We start from the raw sequence: 25848 nt of genomic DNA, 5'->3' as shown, positions 1-25848 counted from the left end.
TATTGCAAAACAAACCCTATGCAAATTCTTGCAAGTTCTTGCAAGAAAAAAAAACTTGTAACATATTGATTTTATTGCCATAGTTATAAAAAAACAACAAAACAAAGTTCTTCTTAAAAATACTATATTGCAGTAATTGTAGTTCGATATTCTCCACAAAAACTGTATTACTTAATTGAAATACGGTTTTTTTTATGATTTATTTTAAACCCAATCAACTTTAAACCAACACAAAACCCCATGAAAAAAAGCATTCTGATCGCATTACTTACTCTAGCTGGCGCAAGCTCTTTTGCACAAGAGTTCAAAGTTAAAAAAGGTGAAGTTTTACTAGATGGTAAACCCATTGCTAAAATGTCAGCTAAAGTACTTCGCCAATATGAAATTTCAAATCTGGACGGAACAAATACAATTACAGCATACATGAGAGTCTGTGAAAATCCTGCACCTGGAAAAGCTTATATTGAAATTGCTAATGAAGAGAAGAAAGCAAACGATCTTGATTTTGCAAAATATTCACCTTTCAACGTTGACCGAAGCATTATTCAAACCTTGTTTGCAAAAGGTATGATTACAGAAAACGGAATTCAATTAGAACAAGTAAACACATTTGTAAATGGTGAACCAACTGGTTTAGGCGAAAAATACGGGTGTAAACAACAAAGTGCGGAAAAAGCAATAACAGATGCTTTGGCCTTAACAATTGATGATAACGGAAATGTTTTTAGTAAAAAAGAAAAAATAGGTTACATCAGAATGATTACAAACAATGGAACTACCAGCGGTGCAGTTGAAAAATACGAAGTAACGAATTTAGATAACAAAGTAATTGGAACTTGGTATGGTAAATTTGGAATGGTTCAAGGCTATGGTAAAGCTTTAAATCAAGAAATTTATACTTACGATGGTAAAGTTTTTAAAGTAGAATTTAATAACGGAGGAAATTTTATTGGTTATAAAATGAGCCAAGATGTTACTGCTATGAACATTATAAAAAAATTAACTGGTAATGGATATTCTTTAGGTCACAAATAAACCTAACAGTACAATACTAAAAAAGAGTTCTTGATTATTTAATTCAAGAACTCTTTTTATTTTTACCCGCTTCTTATTTCTCATTTGCCGAATCATCCGCATCTATTCTATCTTTTACAGCTTTTTTGAAATCATTATTCAACAAATCTGTTAATTTCTTTTTCTCTTTTTGATTTTTTCTGATTGTCAGTACAACTAGAATAATTACCAGCACCGCAACAATCGCTATTACAACCCAATTAATTTCCATAGCTTTAATTTTTAATTAAAAGTAAGAAACTATAACTAAATACTGTATTATCAAAAAGTTAAGTATTACATTCTCAACAAAAACATATTTTGACAGAATTATACCTTTTGTAAGACATCTCACTAAATGATATGATTACTTTTGTATATCAAGAATCTTAAAAAGTGAATGTTTGTAAAATTTTAAAAAACAAATCTTTTAAAATGAATCCAAATTTAAAACCTAAAATACTTTCATTCTTAAAAAAACTCATTACAATTGCGTTCTTACTTTTCGTTTTCACTTTTGTAGAAATATATTGGTCAATGCAAAGTCTTTCTGAACGAATATCCAGCGGAAATCCAGACAGTCATTTTTTTGATGATGCTTATTTAATATCTGTATTTACAACCGTTTTTCTGACAATTATTTTTATGTTCCTTGCATTCATAAAAAAAATACACCTAAAAATAACAGCCCAATTACTGATTATAATTTCAACATGGTTTTTCTGGAATTACAGCATTTTTGTTGATCGTGAATCTTCTTGGAGTACTTATCTTTTTAAAGAAGAAATAATGCATACTCTTACCTTGTCCTTTTTTCCTATTTTGGTTTTATCAATTGTTATGGTATTTGTTTTAAATTATATCTCAAAAAACAGGAGCCTAAAGCATGAAAAAATAAATACTCCAAACATTTAAAACTTCTACCAACATTTTTTTTAGCTCGTTTTTACAATTTTACTTAAAAAACTATCAATATGCGTAACTTAAAATTTTTACTCCTCGGATTTTTGTTAATGTTTTCTTTTAAAGGCATTTGCCAAGATAAAATTTCACAACAGGTACTAGAATGTTTAAAAGCACAGCAAACCTGCTGGAATAATGGCGATCTCGAAGCTTATCTTGACTTTTATGCTCCCGTAGATTCAGTTCGCATGATTTACAGCGGCGGCGTGGTATATGGGAAAAATAATATTACAGATTTTTTCAAAAAATATTGGCCAAAAGAAAGAATGGGAAAATTAACTATGAGCGATTTTGTTATTGAACCTCTTTCAAAGAAAGATGCTTTTGTGAGTGCAAAATTTAGTGTCGAAGCTCCAAATGGTAAAAACAGTTCTGGACAGTTTTCAGGAATAATGCGAAAAATAAATGGTGTTTGGTATTTGTATGTTGATCATTCGGGATAAAATAATAAAGGCGCTCAATTGAGCGCCTTTATTATTTTTAAATCATTCTTTTTGAATAGGTTGTATGATTAGTTTTCCTTTCATTACTGTTACGGCAACAGGTTTATCAATTAAAAATCCAGCCTCTTTGAGCCAATTACCGCATAAACGTATCTGCGGTACAATTACTGGCTGTGTTTTATACATGCCTATAGAACGCGAAAGCCTGTAAAATGCATAAGCTTTCATTCGCCTAATTGATAATACATTTAAAGTTTTTTCGATTTCAGAGGTTGTAGTTTCTACCTCTTTACTGCTTGTTTTTTCTGTGTAAGTCATTTCAGAATTTTTTTAGCCAGCCAAAAAAATACGGTTTCAGCCTTTCCCGTTGACTTACACCTTTATAGGGCAGTGGGCGCATTAACGCACCACACGGGGGTACCGAAACCGCGTATCTATTAGGGCAGATAAAAAATCCGCCTTATTTTGACGAAGTAATCGCCCTATAAAAGATGTAAGTCGCAACAAATGTAGCGAAAAAGCTTTTCTATTTTGTAAGAAAAAAGACAAAATTAACTTTTAAAACTTATGCAGTCTCTAAACTTTTGATTTTCAAATTCAAACAAATTAAAGTACTTTCGTACATAGCGAAACCCAAAATCATATTTAAACAATGACAACAAGATTGTTCTTTTTATCAAGCGCTTTTTTAATTTTATTATCTGCCTGTAATAAAAAAGAAAACGCCACAACAACTACACTTCCCAAAGTAACAGAACACACAGAAACTGAAACCGATACTCCTCAAACTGAAGAAACTTCAAGAAAGGAAAGCATTTATCTATTTAACCTTATGCCAAAAGACAGCAGCGATGTTGCCTTTGCTTCTCTCTCGGATATTTATCCTATTGACAACGAAAAAGACACTCTGACTTTACCCAACCTTGAAAAAATGGCAGATGCCGATGCCCAATATTTCACCTTTGCCAAAAACTACAGAAAAAGATTTTTGTCTAAAACCAACATTTCTGAAACCGATTCCTTGTTTGTTTACGATTATGCTAAAAACAAACTTGTCTCTTTTTTAGTAAAAAATCTAAAAACTGCTGCGATGCTAAATGTATATTCTATTGGAGATGCCGGACCGTATCGTAATTATGATTTTATGATTGGTTTCGAAATCAACAAAAAACATTTAAACGGATTCAGCGAGTATTACAGAGATGCTTTGGTATATGTAGGCAAAGAAAATCCGTTTTCAAAAGAACGCTTGAAGCCAATTTCATGGAAAAAAATGGCAAAAAAAGACTATCCGTCAAAAGCAATGAAAAATAACGACCGTGCTTTGCTAAAGAGTACAACAGCGGGCAATACGTATTTTTACAAAACAGAAAGCTATGAGTATTTTTTACAAGACTACCTAGACAGTAATAAAACAATTTATGGCAGACGCTTGTTAGTAGTTGATTCAAAAACCAAAGAGGTTGTAATCGAAAAACTTTTCAGTCAAAGCGAAGGTACATCACCTGCTCCATTAAATTATGAAAATGGAGAAGATTCTATTGAGCAATGGACTGGAAAACTTTTTAAAAATAAACCCGAAGTTGTTTTTGGTTTTGAATATCTTTCCTTTGGCTGTCCAAGTATTTCTGTAATCGACAAATCAAATGAAGAAATTAATATTCAATGCGATAATCGTCATTAAGATTTTTTCAAAAAATGTTAATCAAAAGAAAGGAATGGAAAAATTAACGGCATTTGTATGTTGATTATTCAAGATAAAAAATTGATAAAACCGCTCGACTGAGCGGTTTTTATTTATTAGAGCTTTTTGTATTGATAAATCAATTAAAAATTTAATAAATACCTAAAAACCAAATTCATACAAAAAAAAATAATAAAATTTTGATTTAAACTTATATTGATACAATTATATCTTTTATTAAGCATTTGAAAACCAGTTTTTAAAGAATTTTGATTCTCCAATATGAATCTGAATTCTTATGCCTCAAAAACCCATTTTTCGCCAAGTAGAATCTAAAGAAGTATCGTATTTACAGCTTTGGTTAACTTATAGTATTTTCAGTATTATGCTTATTATGCTAATTTTAATGGCATTAACTATGGCTGATTCCTCTTTATTATTTTCAATATCATTCAAAAATCTTCTACTACTCATAACTTTAGCCACAATTATATTTAACACCATATTTTGCGAAATACAAAAATATTATCTTAGAAACAGCAAAAAACAGTATACCAAAGTACTCATTAACCATACAGGAATTTTATTTATTAATCATTATAATCAGACGATTATAGCAAAAATTTTATGGCAGGATATTCAACACCGAACCTATGAAAAATTTGATATAGACTTAACATTTACAAGAGGAGCAAGAAGTTATACTGTATACTTTTTATGGAATCTCAGCGAAAATAACGATTCTAAAATTCCACAATGGTCTCCTAATAAATTTGCATTCATGTTTGCTAAATTTAGAAACAAGGCAGATCTTCTAAAAACACTTTTTACAGGTATCATTATATTTAGACCAGATATTACGATTAACCCATTTATTTACAGTTTCTACAGGCTTAATCCAATTTCTTTAGAAATAGATAAAGTTGGCATTAAAAAAGAAAATAAAATGACATTTCTTATTGTTGTCTTTTCTATCATACTAAGTTTAACAATTACTTTATTAATTTACTTTTTGTCGTAAAAAAATACTACCAATTGTTTAAACTTATTTTATTACAAATATGTCTTTTCCTAAACGATTTTAGATTTAGATTCTTGAGAAATTTGTAAAAATTTTTACCTCTAACATTCTTGACAAAAAATAAATTATCAAATCTAATTCTTTGGCTTAAAAACCAGTTTTTCATGCCATAGAATCTAAAGAAATATCGTATTTACGACTTTGGATGTCTTCAACAGCTATTAGTCTTTTGATTTTTTATTGTCAATCTCAACATGCAGGATTATTATAATTATGCTCATGCTTTTAATTTTACTTAATATTTAGTCTGTGAATCCAGCAGATATTATCTAAAACAAAGTAAAAAAACACAATAAAGTCACAATTAACAATAAAGGAATCACATTTTGGAATACTTACAATCGAACAATTGTTGCTAAAATATTATGGCAAAACATTCAATCACGAACGAAAAATTTTGATATAGATTTTTTGTTTAAAGCAAGTCCCCTAAATTTTTCCATATATTTATTTTGGAATTTAAGAGAAAGTAACGATTCTAAAATTCCATTTTGGTCAGCTAATAAATTTGTTTTAATGTTTGCTAAGTTTAAAAATAGAGATAATCTTATGAAGACATTTTTCTAGGCATTATTGCATTCAGATTAGACATAACCATTAATTCATTTATTTACAACTACTACAAACTTAATCCTGTAACTTTAGAAACGAACAAGTCAATTATAAAAATAACTGAAGGAGAAATAAATCTTTCAATTCATCATAGTAAAAAAGTCATTTCTAAAATGAAAATACCCCACATAATGCCTAACTTTTTAAGGCATATTCAAAAACAGGAATGGCTTTTTTTATTACAATGACTTAATTGCAACAAGTAACGGGGTATTAAAATCTCATTTTTTTAATCTCTACACAAAAACACGTCTTATTTTGCTACAAAAAAAGCTTTTACAGGCTGTCTTTTTTCTTTTGCTTTATAATCTTTGGGTTCTATATTTCATAATAGCCATCCTAAAAAGCTTGCATCTCAAATAGTATCAACACATTACAAAAATTCTGTTAGAATGAATAAAACATTAAAACTTATATTTTTTTTGACAGGAACAATTATTCCATTAGCCTGTCAGAATAACCCATCTTTAATAACTGCAGAAAATGAAACTCTTTTAATTGCAGCAAAGGGAGAAATAGTAAACCTGAACCTTGAAACTAATACAATAAAATGGCAGTATAAATCTAAGAATGACACCATTATTAACTATTCTGTATTTACTGTTGATGATAAAACAATATATGCTCCTTTCAGCAGTGGAAAAATAACTGCTTTAGACCTTAATTCAGGTAAACAAATGTGGGAGAATACAATAAACATCGCTGACACCAAAATACCTGAGGATTCACAAAACAATCCTTATATTACAGCAGCTCCCTTAATTTCCGAAAATAATCTTTATCTAAGCACCTCATCTCTAGATCGTTTAAAAAGTGCTATTTATAGCTTTGATAAACTTTCGGGGAAGAAAAAATGGGAGACAAAAGCAGATGTTTCAGGACGTCAGTGTATTAACCTAATTAATGATTATCTGTTCTTAGGATTCTCAAAGTATACTTTAAAAGGTAAAGCAGAAAGCATTTTTAAAGATTCGAAAGAACAGGAAGAGCTCAATCCGCAACTTTGGACACAAAAAATTTACGGACAGATACAAGTCGACAAAAACAATCTATATGCAGCTGGAGAATTTGGAAGGATATTTTGTCTAACATTTGATAACGATACCTATCTGGAAAAACACACATTAAAGGATAGTCCTTTTATAAACAATCCGGTAGTATTTAAATGGATATTTAATGATTATGAATTTAACAGCGTAATAGATCTCTTGTCTTCAGAAGATATGCTTTTTGTTGCCCTTGAAGATCGGTATTATCGAACCTGTATTTTTGCTATTGATAAAAAATCAGGAAGAACAGTTTGGAAAAGACTATTAGGCACCAATAATACTCCTAAACAAGATAATCCTAATACTTCCAATTTTTTTATGAATAAGCTAAAAACATGGTCACTTATCAACAACCAATTGATTGTATGTGATCAAGACTATATATACCGGATCGATCTTGATGGAAAGCTAATAAATCAGGTATCGATCCAAGGAGAAAAATTTAATTCACTTTCGAATGTTGAGATGGATGGCAACAATAATTTTTATTTTATTACCATTGACGGGGTAACAAAATACAATGCAAAATCAGAAAACTTTGAAATCATCCTGAAGAGAAATTTTTACAGAATGCCATTTACCCGCATAAATCATTTTCAGATAAAATATTTACCAAAAAAATAATAAATGCAAAGCCTATGAACAAGCATTTACTTATAAAACACATCATTTTAAGAGTTGTTGTTATTCTTATCGCTTATGCCTTTTTGCTGTATAAAATGATGAGTAACAACAGAGATGGCGGAAGCAATTTTGTTCCAGACAATTTTATACCAATGATGCTTGGGCTTTTGGGATTATTTGGCTGGACTATTTGGCTTGTAGCAGAAACAATTGCATATACTATACAAAAATCAAAAATGGCACTAGTTGATTTTATACTCTTGATTGTTTTGGTGGGAATACCTTTGGCTGTTTCCTATTTGATGCATGAGTATTATTGACAAATCAATCCAGAATTTTAAATAATAATATGACAAATCAACTCTCAACTATTATAAAACAATGCAGAATGTCTGTAGAATTTTTTTTCTGGTCATTTAACAACTTGTTTTATGAACACAACTTGCAAATGCTATTGGCAATGCCATTATAAGCGCAGCCATAAACTGTAAATAAGAGACAATTATGAAAAATTTTACAACCATACTACTCGCTTCAATACTTTGCCTGCAATCCTGTGCGCAAAACGATAAAGAGATGAACGCAAAAGCAACACAAATATTAAGCAATTTATATAAAGAGGTGCAACATTCCGATCAGCGTATCAACTATCACGCAGATATATTTATAGGCAGTTGTAATTTTGAACTATTGATAAATGATTTTCCCGTTGAAACCTATTTCGATGCAGGCAATGGCGCTATTTCTGCGAGCATTCCTATCAATACAGCTATTCTTAAACCCGGTACGCAAACTTGGAAAATCAGGGTATATCCAATTCATGATGTTAAGGAAATAAAAGGTATAATTGCTAAAGTCCCCAGAACTGCAATAGAGGATGGCGCTCGTGTAGAAATTAAAATTGAAGGAATACGCTATAAAGAAAACGGAGACATCGAAAAACATTTCGGAAAAGTATTAGAATTTAAAGCACCTATAATTAAAGACGAAATAACAGGAAAAAACAAACTGGCAGATGCTGGAAAAACATACACAGAATACAGCGGAACATTTGAAGCTAGCATACCCTACAGCTTATCAGGCTGGCAAGACAGTGAAGACCTTACAAAATCAGATCCCGAAATCCTTAAACAAGAACTCTTCAAAGAATATCAAAAAATGAGCAAATGGCTTGCCAGCAGAAATTTGGACAGTATTGCTCAGGCCAAGCTAAAAGGAAAAAAAGAAGAGGCACAGACGCTTTTTTATAATAACTCAGACAACGATGAATACATTACCGATTTTATTGAAACCTGGGGACATGACAACATCAAAATACAGCCACTAGAAAACTATTCACTGCAATTTTATGGAGATGGAAAACTAGCCACATTAGTTAGCAATGTTTATAAAAAATCTCCTTTATGGGCCACTTTTAAAGATGATAAAAATGAAGACAATTATCTTATCTATTCCCTTTATTTACATCGCCCGAAAGGAAAAAAGGAATTAGAAATTATCAGATAAAATTTGTTCTAAAAAAACGTATGATTAAGACTTAATCTCTATAAATCCGTTATTATACTAAAAGACAATCTATAAAAATGAAAAATACTTTACTCTTTCCAATATTTCTATCACTTTTATTCATAAACTGTAGTGGTCAAAATTCTGAATTAACTCATTTTACATTCAATAAAAAAGAGCTAAAATTATCTGATTTCAAAGAAACAAGTAAAATATCCTATATGCCTTACGGAGATGATGAAGAAACTCTAAAACAAAAACGGCTTAAAGTTTTCAAGATAGAAGAAGCAGATAAAATATCTCTTCTAGGTGTTAAAGGAACTTTATTGTATATCATCTCCAAAAAAAATGAAATTCAGGACTACTGGCTAAGAGTTGAAGGAATTGAAAATGTAAAAAAACTATATAACCAGATCTATAAAATATATCCTAAAATGACGTCTTACCAAGATGGGACGCTTCGATTTAAGCAATTTTGCGATAACAACAATGTATTAGAGGTATCTATAAATGATGTAAACCCAAAGGATGTTTTTATGGACATTAATTTTACAAATAACTATGAAAACACCAGCCTAAACATGTATAAAAATTATGATGCTGCTATAGATAAAACATTAAAAAAAATTGATTTTAAGTATGATTCTATAAATAAAAAATATAAAATTGAAAAGATTGATAATGAGTAAAAAAGAAAATTGGGCCCATTAATCACCCCCAATACCACCCGAATCCTTTCGTGTGGCGGTATGTTGGTCAGACTCTGGTTTACTTTATGAAAATTAATGTGTTGTAAATGAGTAGAAGTTATAAATAAATTGTGTACCACACGAAAAGATTCGTGCGGTACGCAATTTATTCTAAGACAATTCAATTCATTATTTTGATTTATTAAACATATAACGGGCAATCTTCCATTTTTCATTTTCTTTTACCAACACAAATACCTCTCTGTTTTCCTCTGGAACATTTTGTCCGTTGGCATGAATTAATGTTGTACCTTTTGAATTGGTTATTGCATAAGCATTTTTTCCGCTTATCACTATTTCTTCAATAAAAAACTCAATATTCAATTGTATAGCTTTAAACACAAACTCATACGAATTTTTCAGTTGTTGCTGGCCTTTTGCTGTTGGGGCATTTGCAGGCATAAATACACCGTCTTGTGTATATAATGACATAACGGTTGATACATTTGATGAGTTTAAGGCATCTCGATAAGAAAAAAGCAATTTTTCTATAGCTGTTTTGTCTGTTGTTGTATTCATTTCTACTTGTTTTAAATTGTTTGTTACGGATTTGTTTTGTGCTTGATTTTTCCAACTTGCCATTATTAACAGCAAAAAAATTGGCAGCGCTATTTTTTTCATTTTATAATGTTTTAATTACATTACAAAGTTGAAACAAACAAAAGTGTAGTACTTATAAACAAGTTTAAGAAATACCCTTAAACTATATTAAGAGTAAATTATTTTTTAGCAGCATTTTTACGGATTTTACTCAAAAATTCGGGTGTTATACCAAGATACGAAGCTATTTGAGTATTAGGAAGTCTATTGGAAAGTTTAGGATACTGGGTCAAAAATGTTTGATATCGCTCTTCGGCTGTAGAACTAATATTTTGCAGCACTCTATTTTCAAGTTCAATGAATTTGTTTTCAATAATAACTCTGAAATTTCGATCAAATTTTGGAAAATGAGTATAGAGATATAAAAGGTTTGTTTTTTCTATCTGCAGCACAACTGATGGCTCCATAGCTTCAATGTAAAGACGACTCGGCTGATCAGAATGAAAACTACTGATATTAGTAATCCACTCATTTTCTGAAGCAAACTGGATATTATGTTCTGTACCGTTTTGATCAACAGCATACATTTTAAAGAGCCCTGAAATGACAAAAGTGTAGTGTTTACAAACATCATTTTCCTGAAGGATAAATTGTCTTCGTTTGATGTTTTTTTCGACAATACGATTACTCAGCTCTTGCGTTTCCGTACTGTCAAGAGGAAGATAATGATTAAAATGTGATATGAGTTTATTTATATTCACTGCGTCTTTAAAAATTAAAAATCGTTGCAACTGAAGCTATCCCCGCTTTACATCCGTACTTTGTGTTTTATTAAACTTTCACAAAAGCTAATATAGAAATAATTTACAGCAGCTAATAAATTATTTCATAATGATCTATTAAATAAGATTAATTTTTCTAACAAAACCCTGTACAATATAACAATAACCTTAAAAACTTTGTATCTCGGCATCTTCGAACAGAAACTATCGTAACAAAAAACCCATTCTAATCGAACCATAAAAATATCCTCTATTCGTATCATTCACATCGCCTTCTAATTCACGACCTCGATAAATAAATGAATACGACATATTAAAATTATTGTGGCGGTATTTCAAACCAAATTCAACATTGAACCGAAGCGGCACCAAATCGAAAGTTATAGGACTTGTATCGTTAAACATACTGCCTTCGATTGTAGCATCATAAAACTGATAATTAACGCTTGGCATAGCGTAAAAATAGAATTCTCTAATATTGGGCTGTACATTTGCACTTACGGAAGCATCATGCATATTTGAATCGTAAAACGGAAGCAGTTTTTTAAACCCAATTCTAGTCATAAAACCTGTTGAAACACCTGTAAAAATAGTTCCTAAATTGGCTTCTGACTGCCAATGAAGATCTGCAAAATCATTATGTTTTGATGGAAATAGTTTCTTTGAATACATTACATGAGCCTGTACTGCAAAAGCATTGTGAAGCTGATTTTCCCAGCCATACACCTTTTTATATCCAATAATTTTATGGAATCCTTCCTGAGTTTCTCTGCCTAAAGCATTTGGTCCCATAAAACCCAGCTGAAAATCGGTTTTTAAAACAGATTCACTTTGGTAAAAAAAACTTCTTCCTGCTTCGGCAAAAAGGTATGCCGTAAACGGACGGTCATTTACATTAACTGCCTCTTTGTTTATGAATCTCGGATTATAAATATATTGTCCGATTCTAAATTCAGTAATTTTTTTGCTGATTTTTTCATTGTCGTTTTTAGACAGAAATCGATAAAAAAATTCTAAACCATTGGTGTAATACATATCATTTTTTGATGATGTGTATAAATCATTATCAGATATGAAACCAATTTCTGTTTTTTTACCTTGACCAAAAGTCAAAGCCGTCGTTAAAATGAGAAAGGCAAAAATTATGTTTTTACTTCCCATTATAATTAATTTTTCCAACGGCGCGCATTTCGCGTACGATTCTTTCTTTTCTGCGATTTATATAACTTGAAGAACCTGTAGCTTTAAATTTTCTTGGGTTTGGCAAAATTGCGGCAATTCCGGCTGCCTGCATAGGCGTTAAACTTGAAGCATCACGACGGTACCAATGTTCGGTTGCGGCATAAGCACCATAAACTCCATCTCCCATTTCGATACTATTTAAGTACACTTCCATGATACGCTCTTTACCCCAAATCAATTCGATTAAAACAGTAAAATAAGCTTCAAGTCCTTTACGGAAGTAGCTTTTTCCCTGCCATAAAAAAACGTTTTTTGCAGTTTGCTGTGAGATTGTACTTCCACCTCGAATTCGGCGTCCGCGTTCATTGCTTTTATAAGCCTTTTGAAGCGCCTTAAAGTCAAAACCATTGTGGCTTAAAAAAGTTCCATCTTCACTGGCGATAACTGCTTTTTGTAAATTCATTGAAATTTTTTCAATTGGCTCCCAATCGTGATCAAAGTAAACTTCTTTTCCAGCCATTTTATTTTCGATTGCTCGAATGACCATTAAAGGCGTAAAAGGTACCGGCACATATTTAAAAAACACAACCGATGCGATCGAGATTCCAAAAAACCACAGACATAGTTTAATAAAAAACCATTTTACTTTTTCTCCAAAAGAACGATTTGTCTTCTTAGAAGCTGTTTTAGGTTTAGGTTTGCTTGCGGTTATTTTTTTCGGTTCTGCTTTTTTGATTGCCATTATATTAAATCTGCTAATTCTGTTCCTATTAAACTGCCTATCGCCACTCCCATTCCGCCTAAACGCACTCCACAAAACACGTTTTCAGACAGTTGAGCAACAACAGAACTTTTACTATTTCCGACTCCCATAATCCCACTCCAACGGTGTGCAATCTTGAAATCCTGATTCGGTAAAATTACATTTTTCAACAACTCCTCCAATTTATTTTGAATAATTTTCGTCTGCCCAAATTCCGTTGTCGTTTCACCTTCAAAATCTAGATTTCGACCTCCGCCTAACAAAATACGATCGTCTATATTTCTGAAATAATAATAACCGCGATCTAAATGAAACGTTCCTTTTATGTCCAGATTTTTTATGGGTTCGGTAATTAAAACCTGTGCTCTCGCTGGTTTTACTTCTCCTTTTGTCAAAGAACCTGCAAAACCATTTGTAGCAAAAAACACTTTACTCGATCTAAAACTAAAATCATTTAAAACCAGCTCTACATAATTTCCTGTATCAAAATACGAGGTTACTGTTTGCTGATTTAAAATTAAAATACCAGCAGAAACAGCTTGTTTCAACAATTCCTGCATCATATTTCCAGTATCTATCTGTGCTTCAAATGGATTAAAAACTAAATAATCCTGAGTATTTTTAAATCCAAATCGATCCGTTTCTTTAGAAAAAACATCTGCTTTAAAAAGGGGTTTCAAAATTTCATTAATAAAAGGCATTTTCGAAATGCATTCATTAAAACCAGTTTCATCTTCCTTCAAAAACAATTCATATCCGCCGTGAGGTTTAAAATCAATTGCAGAATCTCCCAATCTTTTTCGGAGTAATTGCAGTCCTTTCCAACGTTTTTCGATTAAACGCACAACATCATCTTCTGAATTTGTTTTTAAGTCATCCATAATTTCCGAAAGGCTTCCAAAACAAGCAAAACCTGCATTTTTTGTACTCGCACCTTGTGGCAGCATTCCTCTTTCTATAACTAGAACTTTTGAAGCAGGAAATCTTTCGCGTAAGCGCAAAGCAGCATGCAGACCAACGATTCCGCTGCCCACAATTGTGTAATCAATATTTGTAAACCAGTTTTTTAGCTCCCAATAACTTAATTCCATCTTCCTCTTAAAATAATTTTCAAATTCCAAACTCCAATTTAGGAAATAAATTTAAGACTTTGCTTTCGATTTTTACTCGCCGCGAATTCATGAATTTTTATTCTCAAAGATTATCAAAAAAAATAATTCGTGAATTCGCGGCGAATAAAACTTTAAAGATTCCATTTTTAGATCTCTATCCAAATGTCAGGCTGAGCGAAGTCGAAGCCTCTTTTGGGAACGAAAGCCCTTCGACTTCGCTCAGGGTGACAATGGATGATAAACTTTAACAAATTTTGGAATTTTAAATTCGTATTTTTAGCCCCACAAAAAATAGAATTTTTATTATGAAAAAAGTATTATTTACAACCTTAATAATGATGAGTTTAAACGCTATCGGGCAAAATGTAATGTCGCCAGAATTGTTATGGAAATTAGGAAGAGTGAGTGCACTTGGTCTTTCGAAAGACGAAAAAAATGTTGTTTTTAAGGTTTCTACTCCTTCTGTAGAAGAAAACAAATCGCATTCTAAATTTTACACTATCCCTGTAAACGGTGGTAATGCAACTGAAGTTACGGACACAAAAGCTATTTTGGCTGATAAAAATATTTCGCCAGACGGAAAGTTTTTAGTGTACAATGAAGAAGTAAAAATTGACAAGGTTTTAGGTAAAGATTTTTATCCAAAACTTGATAAATCTGACGCACAAATTTATGATGGTTTAGATTATCGCCATTGGGATACTTGGAACGTTGGTAAATTTAACCACGTTTTTTACAAGGAAAACAAAGACGGTGCAAAGGGAATTGACATTTTGAAAGGAGAAACTTTTGATTCTCCGCAAAAACCTTTTGGCGGTGACGAAGATTATATCTGGTCTCCTGATGGAAAAAGCATTTTGTATGTGTGCAAGAAGAAAGCGGGAACTGATTATGCTGTTTCTACTAATACCGATATTTATGAGTACAATTTAGAAACTCAAAAAACAACTAATAGAACTGAAGGTAACTTAGGTTACGATACTGCTCCGCAATTTTCTCCAACAGGAAATTTAACTTGGCTGCAAATGAAACGCGACGGTTATGAAGCTGACAAAAACGATATTATTGTTGAGTTTAAAGGAATCAAAACTAATTTAACGGCAAACTGGGATGGAACTGTAGATAATTTTATCTGGAGTAAAGACGGAAAAAATGTATTTTTTGTTGCACCGGTTGATGGTACAAAACAACTTTTCACTGTTAATTTTCCTGGGTTAACAAGAATTGCAATTACTGTTCGCCAAATAACAAAAGGTGATTTTGATGTAAATGATTTAGTAGGATTTGCTGGTGATGATATTATTGTAACTAGAAATGATATGAATCACGCACCAGAGATTTTTTCTTTTAACTTGAAGAAAAACACTTGGAAACAACTTTCAAATGTAAATACTGACACTTACAAAACGTTGACTTTAAGCAAAACTGAAAAACGTTATGTTACTACAACTGACGGTAAAAAAATGTTGGTTTGGGTTATTCTTCCTCCAAATTTTGATGCTTCAAAAAAATATCCAACTTTGTTATTCTGTCAAGGCGGACCACAAAGTGCATTGACACAATCGTATTCTTTCCGTTGGAACTTCTCATTAATGGCAGCAAAAGGTTATGTGGTTGTGGCACCAAATCGTCGCGGAATGCCTGGTCATGGTGTTGAATGGAATGAGCAAATTAGTAAAGACTGGGGCGGACAGGTTATGGACGACTATCTTTCGGCAATTGATGATGTTGCTAAAGAAAGCTATGTTGACAAAAGCCGTTTAGGATGTGTTGGTGCCAGCTATGGTGGATATTCAGTATTTTATTTAGCAGGAATTCACAAAAACCGTTTTAAAACTTTCATCGCTCATGATGGTGTTTTCAATACGGTAAGTATGTTGGGAACTACTGAAGAAGTTTTCTTTAACAACTGGGATTTTGGCGGTGCTTATTGGGAAAAAGACAATGCTGTTGCACAAAAAGCATATACGACTTTTAACCCTGCTACTATGGTTGAAAAATGGAATAAGCCAATCTTGATTTTCCAAGGCGGGAAAGATTTCCGTGTGCCAATCGGGCAAGGACAAGAAGCTTTTCAAGCAGCACAATTGCGAGGAATTAAAAGCCGATTTGTTTATTTCCCTGAAGAAAATCACTGGGTTTTACAACCTCAAAACGCTCAAGTTTGGCAAGGTGAATTCTTTAAATGGTTAAACGAAACTCTTTAATCTCAAAATAAAAACAAAAAATCAGCCTCAGATATTTATATAATCTGAGGCTGATTTCTTTTTAAGACTGTTTAATTATATAAACATTTGGACTGTTTTTGCTTTTTTGAGATCGAAATTTTGAATAAATTGCAGATAATTCCAATATCTCAAACACTTCCTCAATCTACACCTAAATATTTATGGAGAGTAAAAAAAGTTATACAGCACTCAAAGTCTTATTCAGTTATGTTGCATTACTGGCTTTGGTCGTTACTGTTGGATGGTTTTTATACTCTGAAAATGTAGTCTACAATAAATTGGAAGATAAAATTGCTTTTGAAAAAACTAAAATTTTAAGAGTCAGCAAACTATTTTCAAACGTTTATAAAACGGAAAGTTTAGCACGAAAAACAATTCAAACAAACTCTGAAAGTGATTTTGAAAATTATCTTATCGAAACGGACTCTTTAAGGGCAAGAATTGACACTTTAAAACAAATTGTTACGACTGAATATCAAAAAGTTCTGTTAGACAGCGTTACTTATTTATTGTCTGAAAAAACAGAAAACATCCGCAAGTTAAAAACTATAAAAAACAAAGCTGACGATGAAGTTTCTGTAAATACTGCAATTGATGAAATCACTAAAATGGAGTTTAAGCTTAGAAAACTGGAGCTTCAGGATTTTAGCAAAAATCCAAATCAATTAGGAAGTTATCAGCGAAATGTACTTCAAAAGTATGTAGATTATCTGAACCAAAATATTCCAGACGACAGTACTAATACTTTGAGCAAGCAAGCTTCTGATTCTATCTTGGCCAATTCAAAAAAATTACTGAGTAATGTAAAACTAAAGGCTGAAAAGAAAAAGGAATCGTTGAATTTTGAGGAAAATAAGTTACTAAAAAACGAAATTGCCATTTCTGAACAGCTTAGAAAGGTTCTTCGAATTATCGAAAGAGAAATCATTATTAATTCGATAAAAAACAATTCGCTAAAAGAAAAATCATTACGAAAAGTCAATGAAATTGTAACTGCTTCTGCCATTATTGGATTAATATTGACTATTTTCTTTTCGATTTTAATTGTAAGCGATTACTCGAAATCGCAATTGTATAAGAAACAGCTTGAAATTGCGAATTTTAAAACTAAAAATTTATTAAAAAGCCGAGAGCAGTTAATTTCGACAGTAAGTCATGATTTAAAAACTCCTTTGAGCACCATTGTAGGCTATTCTGAACTTTTGGGTAATTCTGATGTCAGCACAAAACAATCTTATTTTATTAAGAACATCAAAAATTCTTCTGAATATATTACACAACTGGTTCAGGACTTATTAGATTTCTCTAAAATTGAAGCTGGAAAAATTACTATCGAAAAGGTTCCTTTTTCTTTAACTGAAATTATCGAAGATACCGCCAAAAGCGTTCAATCTGTTTACGAGCAAAAAAACATTGATTTAATTATAAATGTTGACGAAAAATTAAAAACAAGAATCGTTGGCGATCCGTTTCGATTAAAACAGATTTTAACTAATATTATTGGTAATGCCTTTAAATTTACTGAAGAAGGTTTTATTAAGATCAGCGCATATTGTACTGATGATGAAAAATCTTTTGCAATTACAATTGAAGACACTGGCATTGGAATCGAAAAAGGCAATCAAAAATTAGTTTTTGAAGAGTTTGCACAGGCTAATGAAAACATTGAAAAAAAATACGGCGGCACTGGATTAGGTCTGTCAATCTGCCAAAAAATAATTACAATTCTTGGAGGAAGTTTAAAACTCGAAAGTACGTTTGGAAAAGGAAGCACATTTAAAATCAAACTTCCGCTGCAGTTTGACAACAGTAATAGTACTGTTGAACAAAACGAAAAACCAAAACTTAGTTTTACTCAAAAACTGACTTTTATTGTAATTGATGATGACACCAATCTTTTGAATTTAACAAGCGGTGTGATTCGACAAGAAAAGCATGAAGTTTTATCCTTTAACAGCGCCGTAAAAGCATTGGAAACTATTCAAAATACAGCTTTTGATTTTATTATTACCGATATTCAGATGCCGGAAATGGATGGTTTTATGTTTCTAAAAAAACTGCAGACTTCTAAGAAAGGATTGTACAAAAACCAACCTGTAATCGCTTTAACTGGAAGAACTGATTTAGAACCATCTGTTTACACCGAAGCTGGTTTTACAACGGTAATCAAGAAACCATATTCGCCAAAAGTACTAATAGAAACAATTCAGTCTATCTTGACCGATGACAGACTTCCAAATACAGTTATAAATGAGCAAGAAGCTGAAGAAACAGCTGCACAATTGTATTCCTTAAAAACATTGAAAGAGTTTTTGGGTCAAGATAATGATGCTTTAAAAGACATTTTAAAAGCTTTCATGGCAAGCAGTAACGAGAATTTTACGGCTCTTGAAAATGCTATTGCAGAAGAAAACATTGCCGATATTCGAGCAATCGCTCATCGAATTGCGCCTATGTTCAAACAGATTGAAGCACGAGAAATTGGAGCTATTCTAAAAATACTGGAACAAAATGATCTTGAAATTGAACAAGTAAAAGACATTTATCAGGATCTAAAAATGAAAAGAGATTTGCTGTTTAACGCTTTACAACAAGAAATAATCTAATCTATATTGTATTGTTTTAATTTATTGTAAAGTGTTTTTCTGGTAATTTTAAGCAGTTTTGCGGCTTCTGATTTATTGTTTTGAGTTCTATTCAGCGCCTGAATAATGGCTTCTTTTTCGTTATCAGATAATGAAAAAGAACCTCCAGTGTTTTGCTGCTTTTGAGTCTGAAAGAATTCAGCCGGCAAAACATCGCTTTTTATAAAATCGCCCTGAGACAAAAGTGTAGCCCGTTTAACGCAATTTTGCAATTCGCGTAAATTACCCGGCCAATTGTAATTTTGAAATATAGTAACAACTTCTGGAGAAAATCCTATAATATCTTTGTTTAACTGCTGATTGGCTTTTTCAAGAAAATAATCAGCAAAAACCATTAAATCTTCATCACGATCTTTTAAAGAGGGAGACTGAATAGAGAATTCATTGATTCTATGGTATAAATCTTCTCTAAAATCGCCATTTTTTACTGCCTCACGTAAATCTTCATTTGTAGCAGTAATAATTCGAATATCGACGTTTATTTCTTTGTTGCTTCCAACGGGTTTTATTTTTCGCTCTTGAAGTGCGCGTAATAATTGAATTTGATTTTCATAAGAAAGATTTCCTATTTCATCCAAGAAAAGTGTACCTCCGTTTGCGGCTTCAAAATACCCCATTTTATCACTAATCGCTCCCGTAAAAGATCCTTTTAGATGTCCAAAAAATTCACTCGCTGCTAACTCTTTCGGAATAGCTCCGCAATCTACTGCAATAAAATTATTGTTCTTTCGATGGCTTTGCTGGTGAATACTTTTGGCAATAATTTCTTTTCCGGTACCGCTTTCGCCGATAATTAAAACAGACATATCTGTAGGACTTACTAATTGAATGTGATCCAATAGTTTTTTTGAAGCAACCGAAATTCCTTTTACAAACTCGTTTTCAGTTGATACTGCTTTTTTTACTCGTTTTTTTTCTTTAACAGGTGCTTCATCTTCAAATTCAGATTCAGGAACCTGCATTGCATTTGTAATTACAAGGAGAACCTCATCTGGATTAAATGGTTTTGAGATATAATCGGCAGCGCCATTCTTTATCGCTTTTACAGCTGTATTTACATCAGAATATCCAGTCATTAATACAACTGGAATTTGAGGATGAGAATTTTTAAATTCAGACATAAGCCCTATGCCGTCAGAATCAGGCAGGCGAAGATCTGTCAAAATTAAATCAAATGATTCATTTTTGATTGCTGATCTTGCTTCTGCAGCAGAGAATGCTATACTTACTTCGTATTGTTTTTTTACTAGAAATTTCTCCAGCAGTTTACAAAACGAAATATCATCTTCTATCAATAAAATCTTTGGCATTTGTTTTTAGGGACTTTTTTGCTAAAATAAGACTATTAAAATTGTATTTTCACAAAGTTATGCAAAAAAAAAGAGATTGCACGCTGCAATCTCTTTTCACCAAAAACATAAATCTAATTTCACCTAATTATATTTTCAACCAGTTGCCATTGACATCTGAAAAAACAGTAGCCTTCTGGTCACCAACCGATATTTCTAGTTTGTATTCTTTTTTATCATTAACAAAAGCTTTCTCCAGTTTTGCATTTGGATAAGCGGTTTGCAGAGCGGTTTTTACAGCTGCCGGAACAGCATCTGAAGTAATCTCGGTATATTCTGTTTGTACCGAAATTGACATTTGTATTTTATTTGAAGTTGTCTCTGCTAAAGCAGGAAGTGACAAACTCGCTAAAATAATAGTTACTGCTAGGGCTGACTTTTTCATAATACTTATTTTTTAATATTTGGGAGCAATAACCCCTTTGTCATCTGTAAAAACAAAATGTTTACTCATTTCTTCGCCAGAATTAAGTTCTAACTTATATTGCTTCTTTTGATTCACATAAGCCTTTACCAGTTTAGAACTCGGAAACGATTTCTCAATAGTCGACTTTACAGCTGCCGGAAGGGCTTCGATTTTAATCTCCTTATAACCGTCTTGAAATTTTACAACATTCAAAACTTCTCTATCCAATATTGCTGCTTCTGCATTCGTAAAGAAACTTCCTAAAATAATTACAGCTGATAAAATTAATTTTTTCATAATGATCGATTTTTTAATTAGTATTAGCTGATAAAATTAGGCATTATTTCTTAATGATATTTCCTGAAGCATCAGTGAAAAAAGTATATTTCTTACCTTCTTTTGAAATTTCAAGCTTGTACTCATTTTTATCGTTCTTGTACGCTTTTTCAAGTTTAGTACCTGGAAAAGATTTCTCGATTGTTGACTTCACTGCTGCCGGAACAGCATCTGCTGTAACTTCAGTGTATCCATCTTGAATGTTTACTGTTGCAATAACAGAAACTGACTGATTCGAAATTGCCGCCTGAGATGTCAAACCTCCTAAAATAAGTGCTGCAGATAAGATTAACTTTTTCATAATGCTTAGTTTTTATGGTTACTTTTTAATAATTTTTCCTGTCGCATCTGTGTACACAGTTGATTTTTCACCTCTAACGGTGATTTCAATTTTGTACTCTTTTTTGTCGTTTACAAATGCTTTCTCCAATTTTACACCTGGATAAGCTTCGTCTAAAGATGTTTTGATTGCTGCCGGAACGGCATCAATTTCTTTATACTCGTCTTGATAATTTACTGATTGTACAGCTGATTTCGCTGCAACAGTATTTTCTGCCTGAATTGACAAACTTCCCAAAAGGATAGCTGCCGATAAGATTAACTTTTTCATAATAATATTTTTTTAAAGTTGACTTGACTTATTTTTTGATCCAAGATCCATCAGCGTTAGCATAAAGAGAACCTACTTTGTCTCCTACAGTAACATCTAATTTATACTCTGATTTTGCGTTTTTAAAAGCTTTCGAAAGTACTGCATCTGGATACGCTTTTTTAAGAGCATCTGTTACTGCAGATGGAACTTCCTCAAGTTTAATTTCAGTGTATTCGTCTTGAATTGAAATTGTTTTTACGATTGTATTTGAAATTGGCGAAGTTGAAGCAAATGATGTTAAACCTCCCAAAACGATTGCGGCTGATAAAAATAAATTTTTCATGGTAGTGATATTTTAATATTGTTAATTTAATCTTAGTATTACTAATTCGAATTTTCAAGAGAATACTCTTTAGGGATTATTTTTTAATCCAAGTTCCGTCAGCGTTAGCGAAAAGATTCCCTACTTTTTCTCCAACTGTAACGTCTAATTTGTATTCAGATTTCTCGTTTTTGTATGCTTTTGTAATTACTGCATCTGGATATGCTTTTTTCAAAGCTTCAGTAATAGGAGCTGGAAGCTCTTCTAGTTTAATCTCTGTATATTCGTCTTCAATCGAGATAACTTTTACAATAGTGTTTGTAACTGGACTAGTTGAAGCAAATGAAGTTAAACTTCCTAAAACAATTGCGGCTGATAAAAATAAATTTTTCATAATGTATATATTTAGTAATTAATAGTTGTTTTACACTTTAGATAAAGAAACTATCGTGCCGTAAACCAAATACCAAACTCCAAAGCAGCAAAACTACTTATTATCAACAGGTTAACACTGAATACACAAAAATACAAAAAATACAAATAGTGTGTAAATCAATTATATAGTGTGTAAAAAGTAAACACTTTTTGTGTTTACTTAACCCTATAACACAACAAAACCCGACAAGTAAACTTATCGGGTTTATGATATAGATTTAAAAAAAAAAGCTGTCGAAATCGACAGCTTTACTTATTTATTCTTGAATTGGATTCATTTTGAAAGTATCCATAAAAGCAGTTGTGTAATCTCCTGCAATATATTTAGGATCATCCATCAATTGTCTGTGGAAAGGTATTGTAGTTTTTACACCTTCAATAACAAATTCATCCAAAGCTCTTCTCATTTTACTGATCGCTTCTTCACGAGATTGTGCAGTTGTAATTAACTTAGCAATCATTGAATCGTAATTTGGCGGAATGCTGTAACCTGAATAAACATGAGTATCTAAACGAACTCCATGTCCTCCTGGCATATGAAGCGTAGTAATTTTTCCTGGTGAAGGACGAAAATCATTATAAGGATCTTCGGCATTAATACGACATTCAATAGCGTGTAATTGTGGTAAATAGTTTTTTCCTGAAATTGGAATTCCGGCAGCAACCATAATTTGCTCACGAATCAAATCGTAATCAATTACTTGTTCCGTAATTGGATGTTCTACCTGAATACGCGTATTCATTTCCATGAAATAGAAATTTCTGTGTTTGTCAACCAAAAATTCTACAGTTCCAGCTCCTTCATATTTAATAAACTCAGCAGCTTTTACAGCAGCTTCTCCCATTGCAGCACGTAATTCGTCTGTCATGAATGGTGAAGGTGTTTCTTCAGTAAGTTTTTGGTGACGACGTTGTACAGAACAATCTCTTTCAGAAAGGTGACATGCTTTTCCGTAAGAATCTCCAACAACTTGAATTTCGATATGACGTGGCTCTTCAATAAGTTTTTCCATGTACATTCCGTCATTTCCAAAAGCTGCAGCAGCTTCTTGACGTGCACTTTCCCAAGCCTTTAAAAGCTCATCTTCTTTCCAGATCGCACGCATTCCTTTTCCACCACCACCAGCAGTAGCTTTCATCATAACTGGATACCCAATTTCTTTAGCTATTTTTAGTGCATGTTCGTAAGATTCTAATAATCCGTCTGAACCTGGCACACATGGTACTCCTGCCGCTTTCATTGTAGCTTTTGCAGAAGCTTTATCTCCCATTCTATCAATCATTTCAGGAGCCGCACCAATAAATTTAATTCCGTGCTCTTGACAAATTTTTGAGAATTTAGCATTCTCAGAAAGAAAACCGTATCCTGGGTGTATTGCATCTGCATTTGTAATTTCTGCAGCAGCAATAATATTTGACATTTTTAAATACGATAAGTTACTTGGAGGAGGTCCAATACAAACCGCTTCATCAGCAAATTTAACGTGCAAGCTTTCTGCATCTGCTGTAGAGTAAACTGCAACAGTTTTGATTCCCATTTCCTTGCAAGTACGAATTACACGAAGTGCAATTTCTCCTCTATTCGCAATTAATATTTTTTTAAACATCTTATTTTAATTAGATAATTAGACAATTTGATAATTAGATAATTTTAGATGTCTGTATTAATTCTGTCAGATCAATCTAAAATCTAAAATCTAAAATCTAAATTTATTTATGATGGATCTACTAAGAATAAAGGTTGATCAAATTCAACTGGAGACATATCGTCAACAAGAATCTTAACAATTTTTCCTGAAACTTCTGATTCGATTTCGTTGAATAATTTCATTGCTTCAATTACACAAAGAACATCTCCTTTTGCGATAGTGCTTCCTACTTCAGTAAAAACTGGTTTGTCTGGAGATGGTTTTCTATAAAATGTTCCAATAATTGGAGATTTTATCGTTATGAATTTAGAATTTTCAGCTGGAGCTTGTGGCTCAGCCGCTACATTTACAACTACCGGCGCCGTTACTTGCGGTGCTGCTGCTTGTGGTAATGCTGCCTGAGCTGGCAATTGCTGTACATAAGTAGTTTCTGTTACATTTCCTTCTAAAGTTGTTCTGATCGTGATTTTTACATCATCCATTTCTAACTTCACTTCTGCAACTCCCGAATTTGCTACAAATTTGATTAGGTTTTGAATTTCTTTTAAATCCATAATGACTCGTTTTTAGTTTTGATTTATTTTTTATCGTAAGCCCATTTTAGGTAAATAGATCCCCAAGTGAATCCACCGCCAAATGCAGCTAAAATAATATTGTCTCCTTTTTTGAGTTGTTTCTCAAAATCATAAAGCACCAAAGGTAATGTTCCTGAAGTTGTATTACCATATTTTTCAATATTTACTAATACTTTAGACTCTTCTAGTTCAAGTCTTCCTGCAGTTGCATCAATGATGCGTTTGTTTGCCTGATGCGGCACTAACCAATCAACATCTTGATTTGTTAGATTGTTTCTTTTCAAGATCAGCTCGCTTGCGTCTGCCATATTGGTTACAGCATATTTAAATACTGTTTTACCATCTTGCATAATATTGTGTTGTCTGTTTTTTACAGTATCTTCTGAAGCTGGGATTAAAGATCCTCCAGCTGGTATTTTAAGAAAATCACGACCTACTCCATCGCTTCTTAAATACTCATCTTGTAAACCTAAACCTTCATAATTTGGCTCAAATAAAACAGCACCGCCTCCATCACCAAAAATAATGCAAGTTGCTCTATCTGTATAATCTACAATTGATGACATTTTATCTGCACCAATTAATAGTACTTTTTTATATCTTCCAGATTGTACATAAGCCGCAGCAGTTGACATTCCGTATAAGAAACTTGAACAAGCTGCCTGCAGGTCATATGCAAATGCATTAGTTGCTCCAATTTCTGTTGCAACATAAACTCCTGTAGAAGCCACCATCATATCTGGTGTTGCTGTTGCCATAATAACCATATCAATTTCTAAAGGATCGATATTTGCTTTTGCTATTAAATCCTTTGCTGCTTGTATAGCAAGATAAGATGTCCCTTTGTCAGCATCTTTAAGAATTCTTCTTTCTTTAATTCCGGTACGAGTGGTGATCCATTCGTCATTGGTTTCTACCATGGTTTCCAACACTTTGTTAGAAAGTACAAAGTCTGGAACGTATCCTCCAACAGCGGTAATTGCGGCTGTGATTGTATTCATTATATTCTATTATTTCCTTTCAAATATTAGTATTTGAAAAATTTTTAAAAGACTTGAAAATTACAAAAAAAATCAAAACGAATTTGCCTGTATTTTCTTAAAAAACGAAAATTATAACCAACAAAAAAAACTCTCACTATGTGAGAGTTCTAGTATAATTTACAAAA

Annotated in this window: 28 protein-coding genes; 11 read left to right on the top strand and 17 right to left on the bottom strand. The window is 32.2% G+C overall.

Annotation, left to right across the window (positions count from 1 at the left end; translation table 11 throughout):
* Positions 1-240: 240 nt before the first annotated feature.
* A complete protein-coding gene (locus ACHRVL_RS05000; RefSeq protein WP_395410796.1) occupies positions 241-1035 on the top strand; it encodes a hypothetical protein in 795 nt (264 codons plus the stop codon).
* Between the two features lie 73 nt (positions 1036-1108).
* On the opposite strand, the gene ACHRVL_RS04995 is transcribed toward ACHRVL_RS05000, so the two are convergent.
* Positions 1109-1285 carry a hypothetical protein gene (locus ACHRVL_RS04995; RefSeq protein WP_395410795.1) on the bottom strand — a complete coding sequence of 59 codons (177 nt, stop codon included), beginning with the start codon at positions 1283-1285 and terminating at the stop codon, positions 1109-1111.
* Positions 1286-1488: 203 nt separating this feature from the next.
* On the opposite strand from ACHRVL_RS04995, the gene ACHRVL_RS04990 reads away from it, so the two are divergent.
* Together ACHRVL_RS04990 and ACHRVL_RS04985 are read left to right on the top strand one after the other, a co-directional pair.
* A complete protein-coding gene (locus ACHRVL_RS04990) occupies positions 1489-1968 on the top strand; it encodes a hypothetical protein (protein ID WP_395410794.1) in 480 nt (159 codons plus the stop codon).
* Positions 1969-2027: 59 nt separating this feature from the next.
* Positions 2028-2459 (top strand): YybH family protein, encoded by a 432-nt coding sequence (locus ACHRVL_RS04985; RefSeq protein WP_395410792.1) that lies wholly within the window; start codon positions 2028-2030, stop codon positions 2457-2459.
* Positions 2460-2501: 42 nt separating this feature from the next.
* On the opposite strand, the gene ACHRVL_RS04980 is transcribed toward ACHRVL_RS04985, so the two are convergent.
* Positions 2502-2777 carry a SymE family type I addiction module toxin gene (locus ACHRVL_RS04980; RefSeq protein WP_395410791.1) on the bottom strand — a complete coding sequence of 92 codons (276 nt, stop codon included), beginning with the start codon at positions 2775-2777 and terminating at the stop codon, positions 2502-2504.
* Positions 2778-3111: 334 nt separating this feature from the next.
* Here ACHRVL_RS04980 and ACHRVL_RS04975 point away from each other — a divergent pair, with 334 nt between their 5' ends.
* The 6 genes from ACHRVL_RS04975 (at position 3112) to ACHRVL_RS04950 (ending at position 9704) form a co-directional block, all read left to right on the top strand.
* Complete coding sequence (locus ACHRVL_RS04975) at positions 3112-4143, top strand: oxidoreductase (RefSeq protein ID WP_395410790.1); 1032 nt, start codon at positions 3112-3114, stop codon at positions 4141-4143.
* Positions 4144-4441: 298 nt separating this feature from the next.
* Complete coding sequence (locus ACHRVL_RS04970) at positions 4442-5164, top strand: hypothetical protein (RefSeq protein WP_395410787.1); 723 nt, start codon at positions 4442-4444, stop codon at positions 5162-5164.
* A gap of 1064 nt (positions 5165-6228) precedes the next feature.
* Positions 6229-7509 (top strand): PQQ-binding-like beta-propeller repeat protein, encoded by a 1281-nt coding sequence (locus ACHRVL_RS04965; RefSeq protein WP_395410786.1) that lies wholly within the window; start codon positions 6229-6231, stop codon positions 7507-7509.
* Positions 7510-7523: 14 nt separating this feature from the next.
* The gene (locus ACHRVL_RS04960; RefSeq protein ID WP_395410784.1) at positions 7524-7829 is read left to right on the top strand and encodes a hypothetical protein; all 306 of its coding nucleotides are present in this window, start codon (positions 7524-7526) and stop codon (positions 7827-7829) included.
* A gap of 184 nt (positions 7830-8013) precedes the next feature.
* Entirely contained in the window at positions 8014-9015 is a 1002-nt protein-coding gene (locus tag ACHRVL_RS04955; RefSeq protein ID WP_395410782.1) for a hypothetical protein, read from the top strand.
* A 77-nt stretch (positions 9016-9092) separates the two neighbouring features.
* A complete protein-coding gene (locus ACHRVL_RS04950) occupies positions 9093-9704 on the top strand; it encodes a hypothetical protein (protein WP_395410781.1) in 612 nt (203 codons plus the stop codon).
* Positions 9705-9893: 189 nt separating this feature from the next.
* Here ACHRVL_RS04950 and ACHRVL_RS04945 read toward each other — a convergent pair whose 3' ends face one another.
* The 5 genes from ACHRVL_RS04945 to ACHRVL_RS04925 form a co-directional block, all read right to left on the bottom strand.
* The gene (locus ACHRVL_RS04945; RefSeq protein WP_395410779.1) at positions 9894-10385 is read right to left on the bottom strand and encodes a YybH family protein; all 492 of its coding nucleotides are present in this window, start codon (positions 10383-10385) and stop codon (positions 9894-9896) included.
* A gap of 98 nt (positions 10386-10483) precedes the next feature.
* Positions 10484-11065, bottom strand: a complete 582-nt coding sequence (locus ACHRVL_RS04940; protein ID WP_395410778.1) for a Crp/Fnr family transcriptional regulator — start codon at positions 11063-11065, stop codon at positions 10484-10486.
* Positions 11066-11290: 225 nt separating this feature from the next.
* Positions 11291-12247, bottom strand: a complete 957-nt coding sequence (locus ACHRVL_RS04935) for a lipid A deacylase LpxR family protein (RefSeq protein ID WP_395410775.1) — start codon at positions 12245-12247, stop codon at positions 11291-11293.
* On the bottom strand, positions 12237-13010 hold the full coding sequence (mtgA, locus tag ACHRVL_RS04930) for a monofunctional biosynthetic peptidoglycan transglycosylase (protein ID WP_395410773.1): 774 nt from the start codon (positions 13008-13010) through the stop codon (positions 12237-12239). The genes ACHRVL_RS04935 and mtgA overlap by 11 nt, the downstream gene beginning before the upstream one ends.
* Positions 13010-14122: an NAD(P)/FAD-dependent oxidoreductase gene (locus ACHRVL_RS04925; protein ID WP_395410770.1), complete on the bottom strand. Its 1113-nt coding sequence runs from the start codon at positions 14120-14122 to the stop codon at positions 13010-13012. The genes mtgA and ACHRVL_RS04925 overlap by 1 nt, the downstream gene beginning before the upstream one ends.
* A 326-nt stretch (positions 14123-14448) precedes the next feature.
* Here ACHRVL_RS04925 and ACHRVL_RS04920 point away from each other — a divergent pair, with 326 nt between their 5' ends.
* Entirely contained in the window at positions 14449-16350 is a 1902-nt protein-coding gene (locus ACHRVL_RS04920; protein WP_395410768.1) for an alpha/beta fold hydrolase, read from the top strand.
* 182 nt (positions 16351-16532) lie between these two features.
* Positions 16533-18977 (top strand): ATP-binding protein, encoded by a 2445-nt coding sequence (locus tag ACHRVL_RS04915; protein WP_395410767.1) that lies wholly within the window; start codon positions 16533-16535, stop codon positions 18975-18977.
* Here ACHRVL_RS04915 and ACHRVL_RS04910 read toward each other — a convergent pair.
* The 10 genes from ACHRVL_RS04910 to ACHRVL_RS04865 form a co-directional block, all read right to left on the bottom strand.
* Positions 18974-20326: a sigma-54-dependent transcriptional regulator gene (locus ACHRVL_RS04910; RefSeq protein ID WP_395410765.1), complete on the bottom strand. Its 1353-nt coding sequence runs from the start codon at positions 20324-20326 to the stop codon at positions 18974-18976. The genes ACHRVL_RS04915 and ACHRVL_RS04910 overlap by 4 nt on opposite strands.
* A 127-nt stretch (positions 20327-20453) precedes the next feature.
* A complete protein-coding gene (locus tag ACHRVL_RS04905) occupies positions 20454-20750 on the bottom strand; it encodes a hypothetical protein (RefSeq protein WP_395410763.1) in 297 nt (98 codons plus the stop codon).
* 12 nt (positions 20751-20762) lie between these two features.
* A complete protein-coding gene (locus tag ACHRVL_RS04900; protein WP_395410761.1) occupies positions 20763-21068 on the bottom strand; it encodes a hypothetical protein in 306 nt (101 codons plus the stop codon).
* 43 nt (positions 21069-21111) lie between these two features.
* A complete protein-coding gene (locus ACHRVL_RS04895; RefSeq protein WP_089054357.1) occupies positions 21112-21408 on the bottom strand; it encodes a PepSY-like domain-containing protein in 297 nt (98 codons plus the stop codon).
* An 18-nt stretch (positions 21409-21426) separates the two neighbouring features.
* Positions 21427-21717, bottom strand: coding sequence for a hypothetical protein (locus tag ACHRVL_RS04890; protein ID WP_129025062.1), 291 nt, complete (start codon positions 21715-21717; stop codon positions 21427-21429).
* A gap of 28 nt (positions 21718-21745) precedes the next feature.
* Positions 21746-22042 (bottom strand): hypothetical protein, encoded by a 297-nt coding sequence (locus ACHRVL_RS04885; RefSeq protein WP_370433177.1) that lies wholly within the window; start codon positions 22040-22042, stop codon positions 21746-21748.
* A 76-nt stretch (positions 22043-22118) separates the two neighbouring features.
* On the bottom strand, positions 22119-22415 hold the full coding sequence (locus ACHRVL_RS04880; protein WP_089054360.1) for a hypothetical protein: 297 nt from the start codon (positions 22413-22415) through the stop codon (positions 22119-22121).
* A 298-nt stretch (positions 22416-22713) separates the two neighbouring features.
* Positions 22714-24063: an acetyl-CoA carboxylase biotin carboxylase subunit gene (gene accC, locus ACHRVL_RS04875; protein WP_089054361.1), complete on the bottom strand. Its 1350-nt coding sequence runs from the start codon at positions 24061-24063 to the stop codon at positions 22714-22716.
* Positions 24064-24170: 107 nt separating this feature from the next.
* Positions 24171-24659, bottom strand: coding sequence for an acetyl-CoA carboxylase biotin carboxyl carrier protein (gene accB, locus ACHRVL_RS04870; protein WP_089054362.1), 489 nt, complete (start codon positions 24657-24659; stop codon positions 24171-24173).
* A 23-nt stretch (positions 24660-24682) separates the two neighbouring features.
* Positions 24683-25681, bottom strand: coding sequence for a beta-ketoacyl-ACP synthase III (locus tag ACHRVL_RS04865; protein WP_089054363.1), 999 nt, complete (start codon positions 25679-25681; stop codon positions 24683-24685).
* Between the last annotated feature and the right edge of the window lie 167 nt (positions 25682-25848).

It is taken from the genome of Flavobacterium sp. FlaQc-28, assembly GCF_044007415.1.
Classification (GTDB): domain Bacteria; phylum Bacteroidota; class Bacteroidia; order Flavobacteriales; family Flavobacteriaceae; genus Flavobacterium.
The sequence above is the reverse complement of the archived record's forward strand: the minus strand, read 5'-3'. Positions and strand labels throughout refer to the sequence as shown.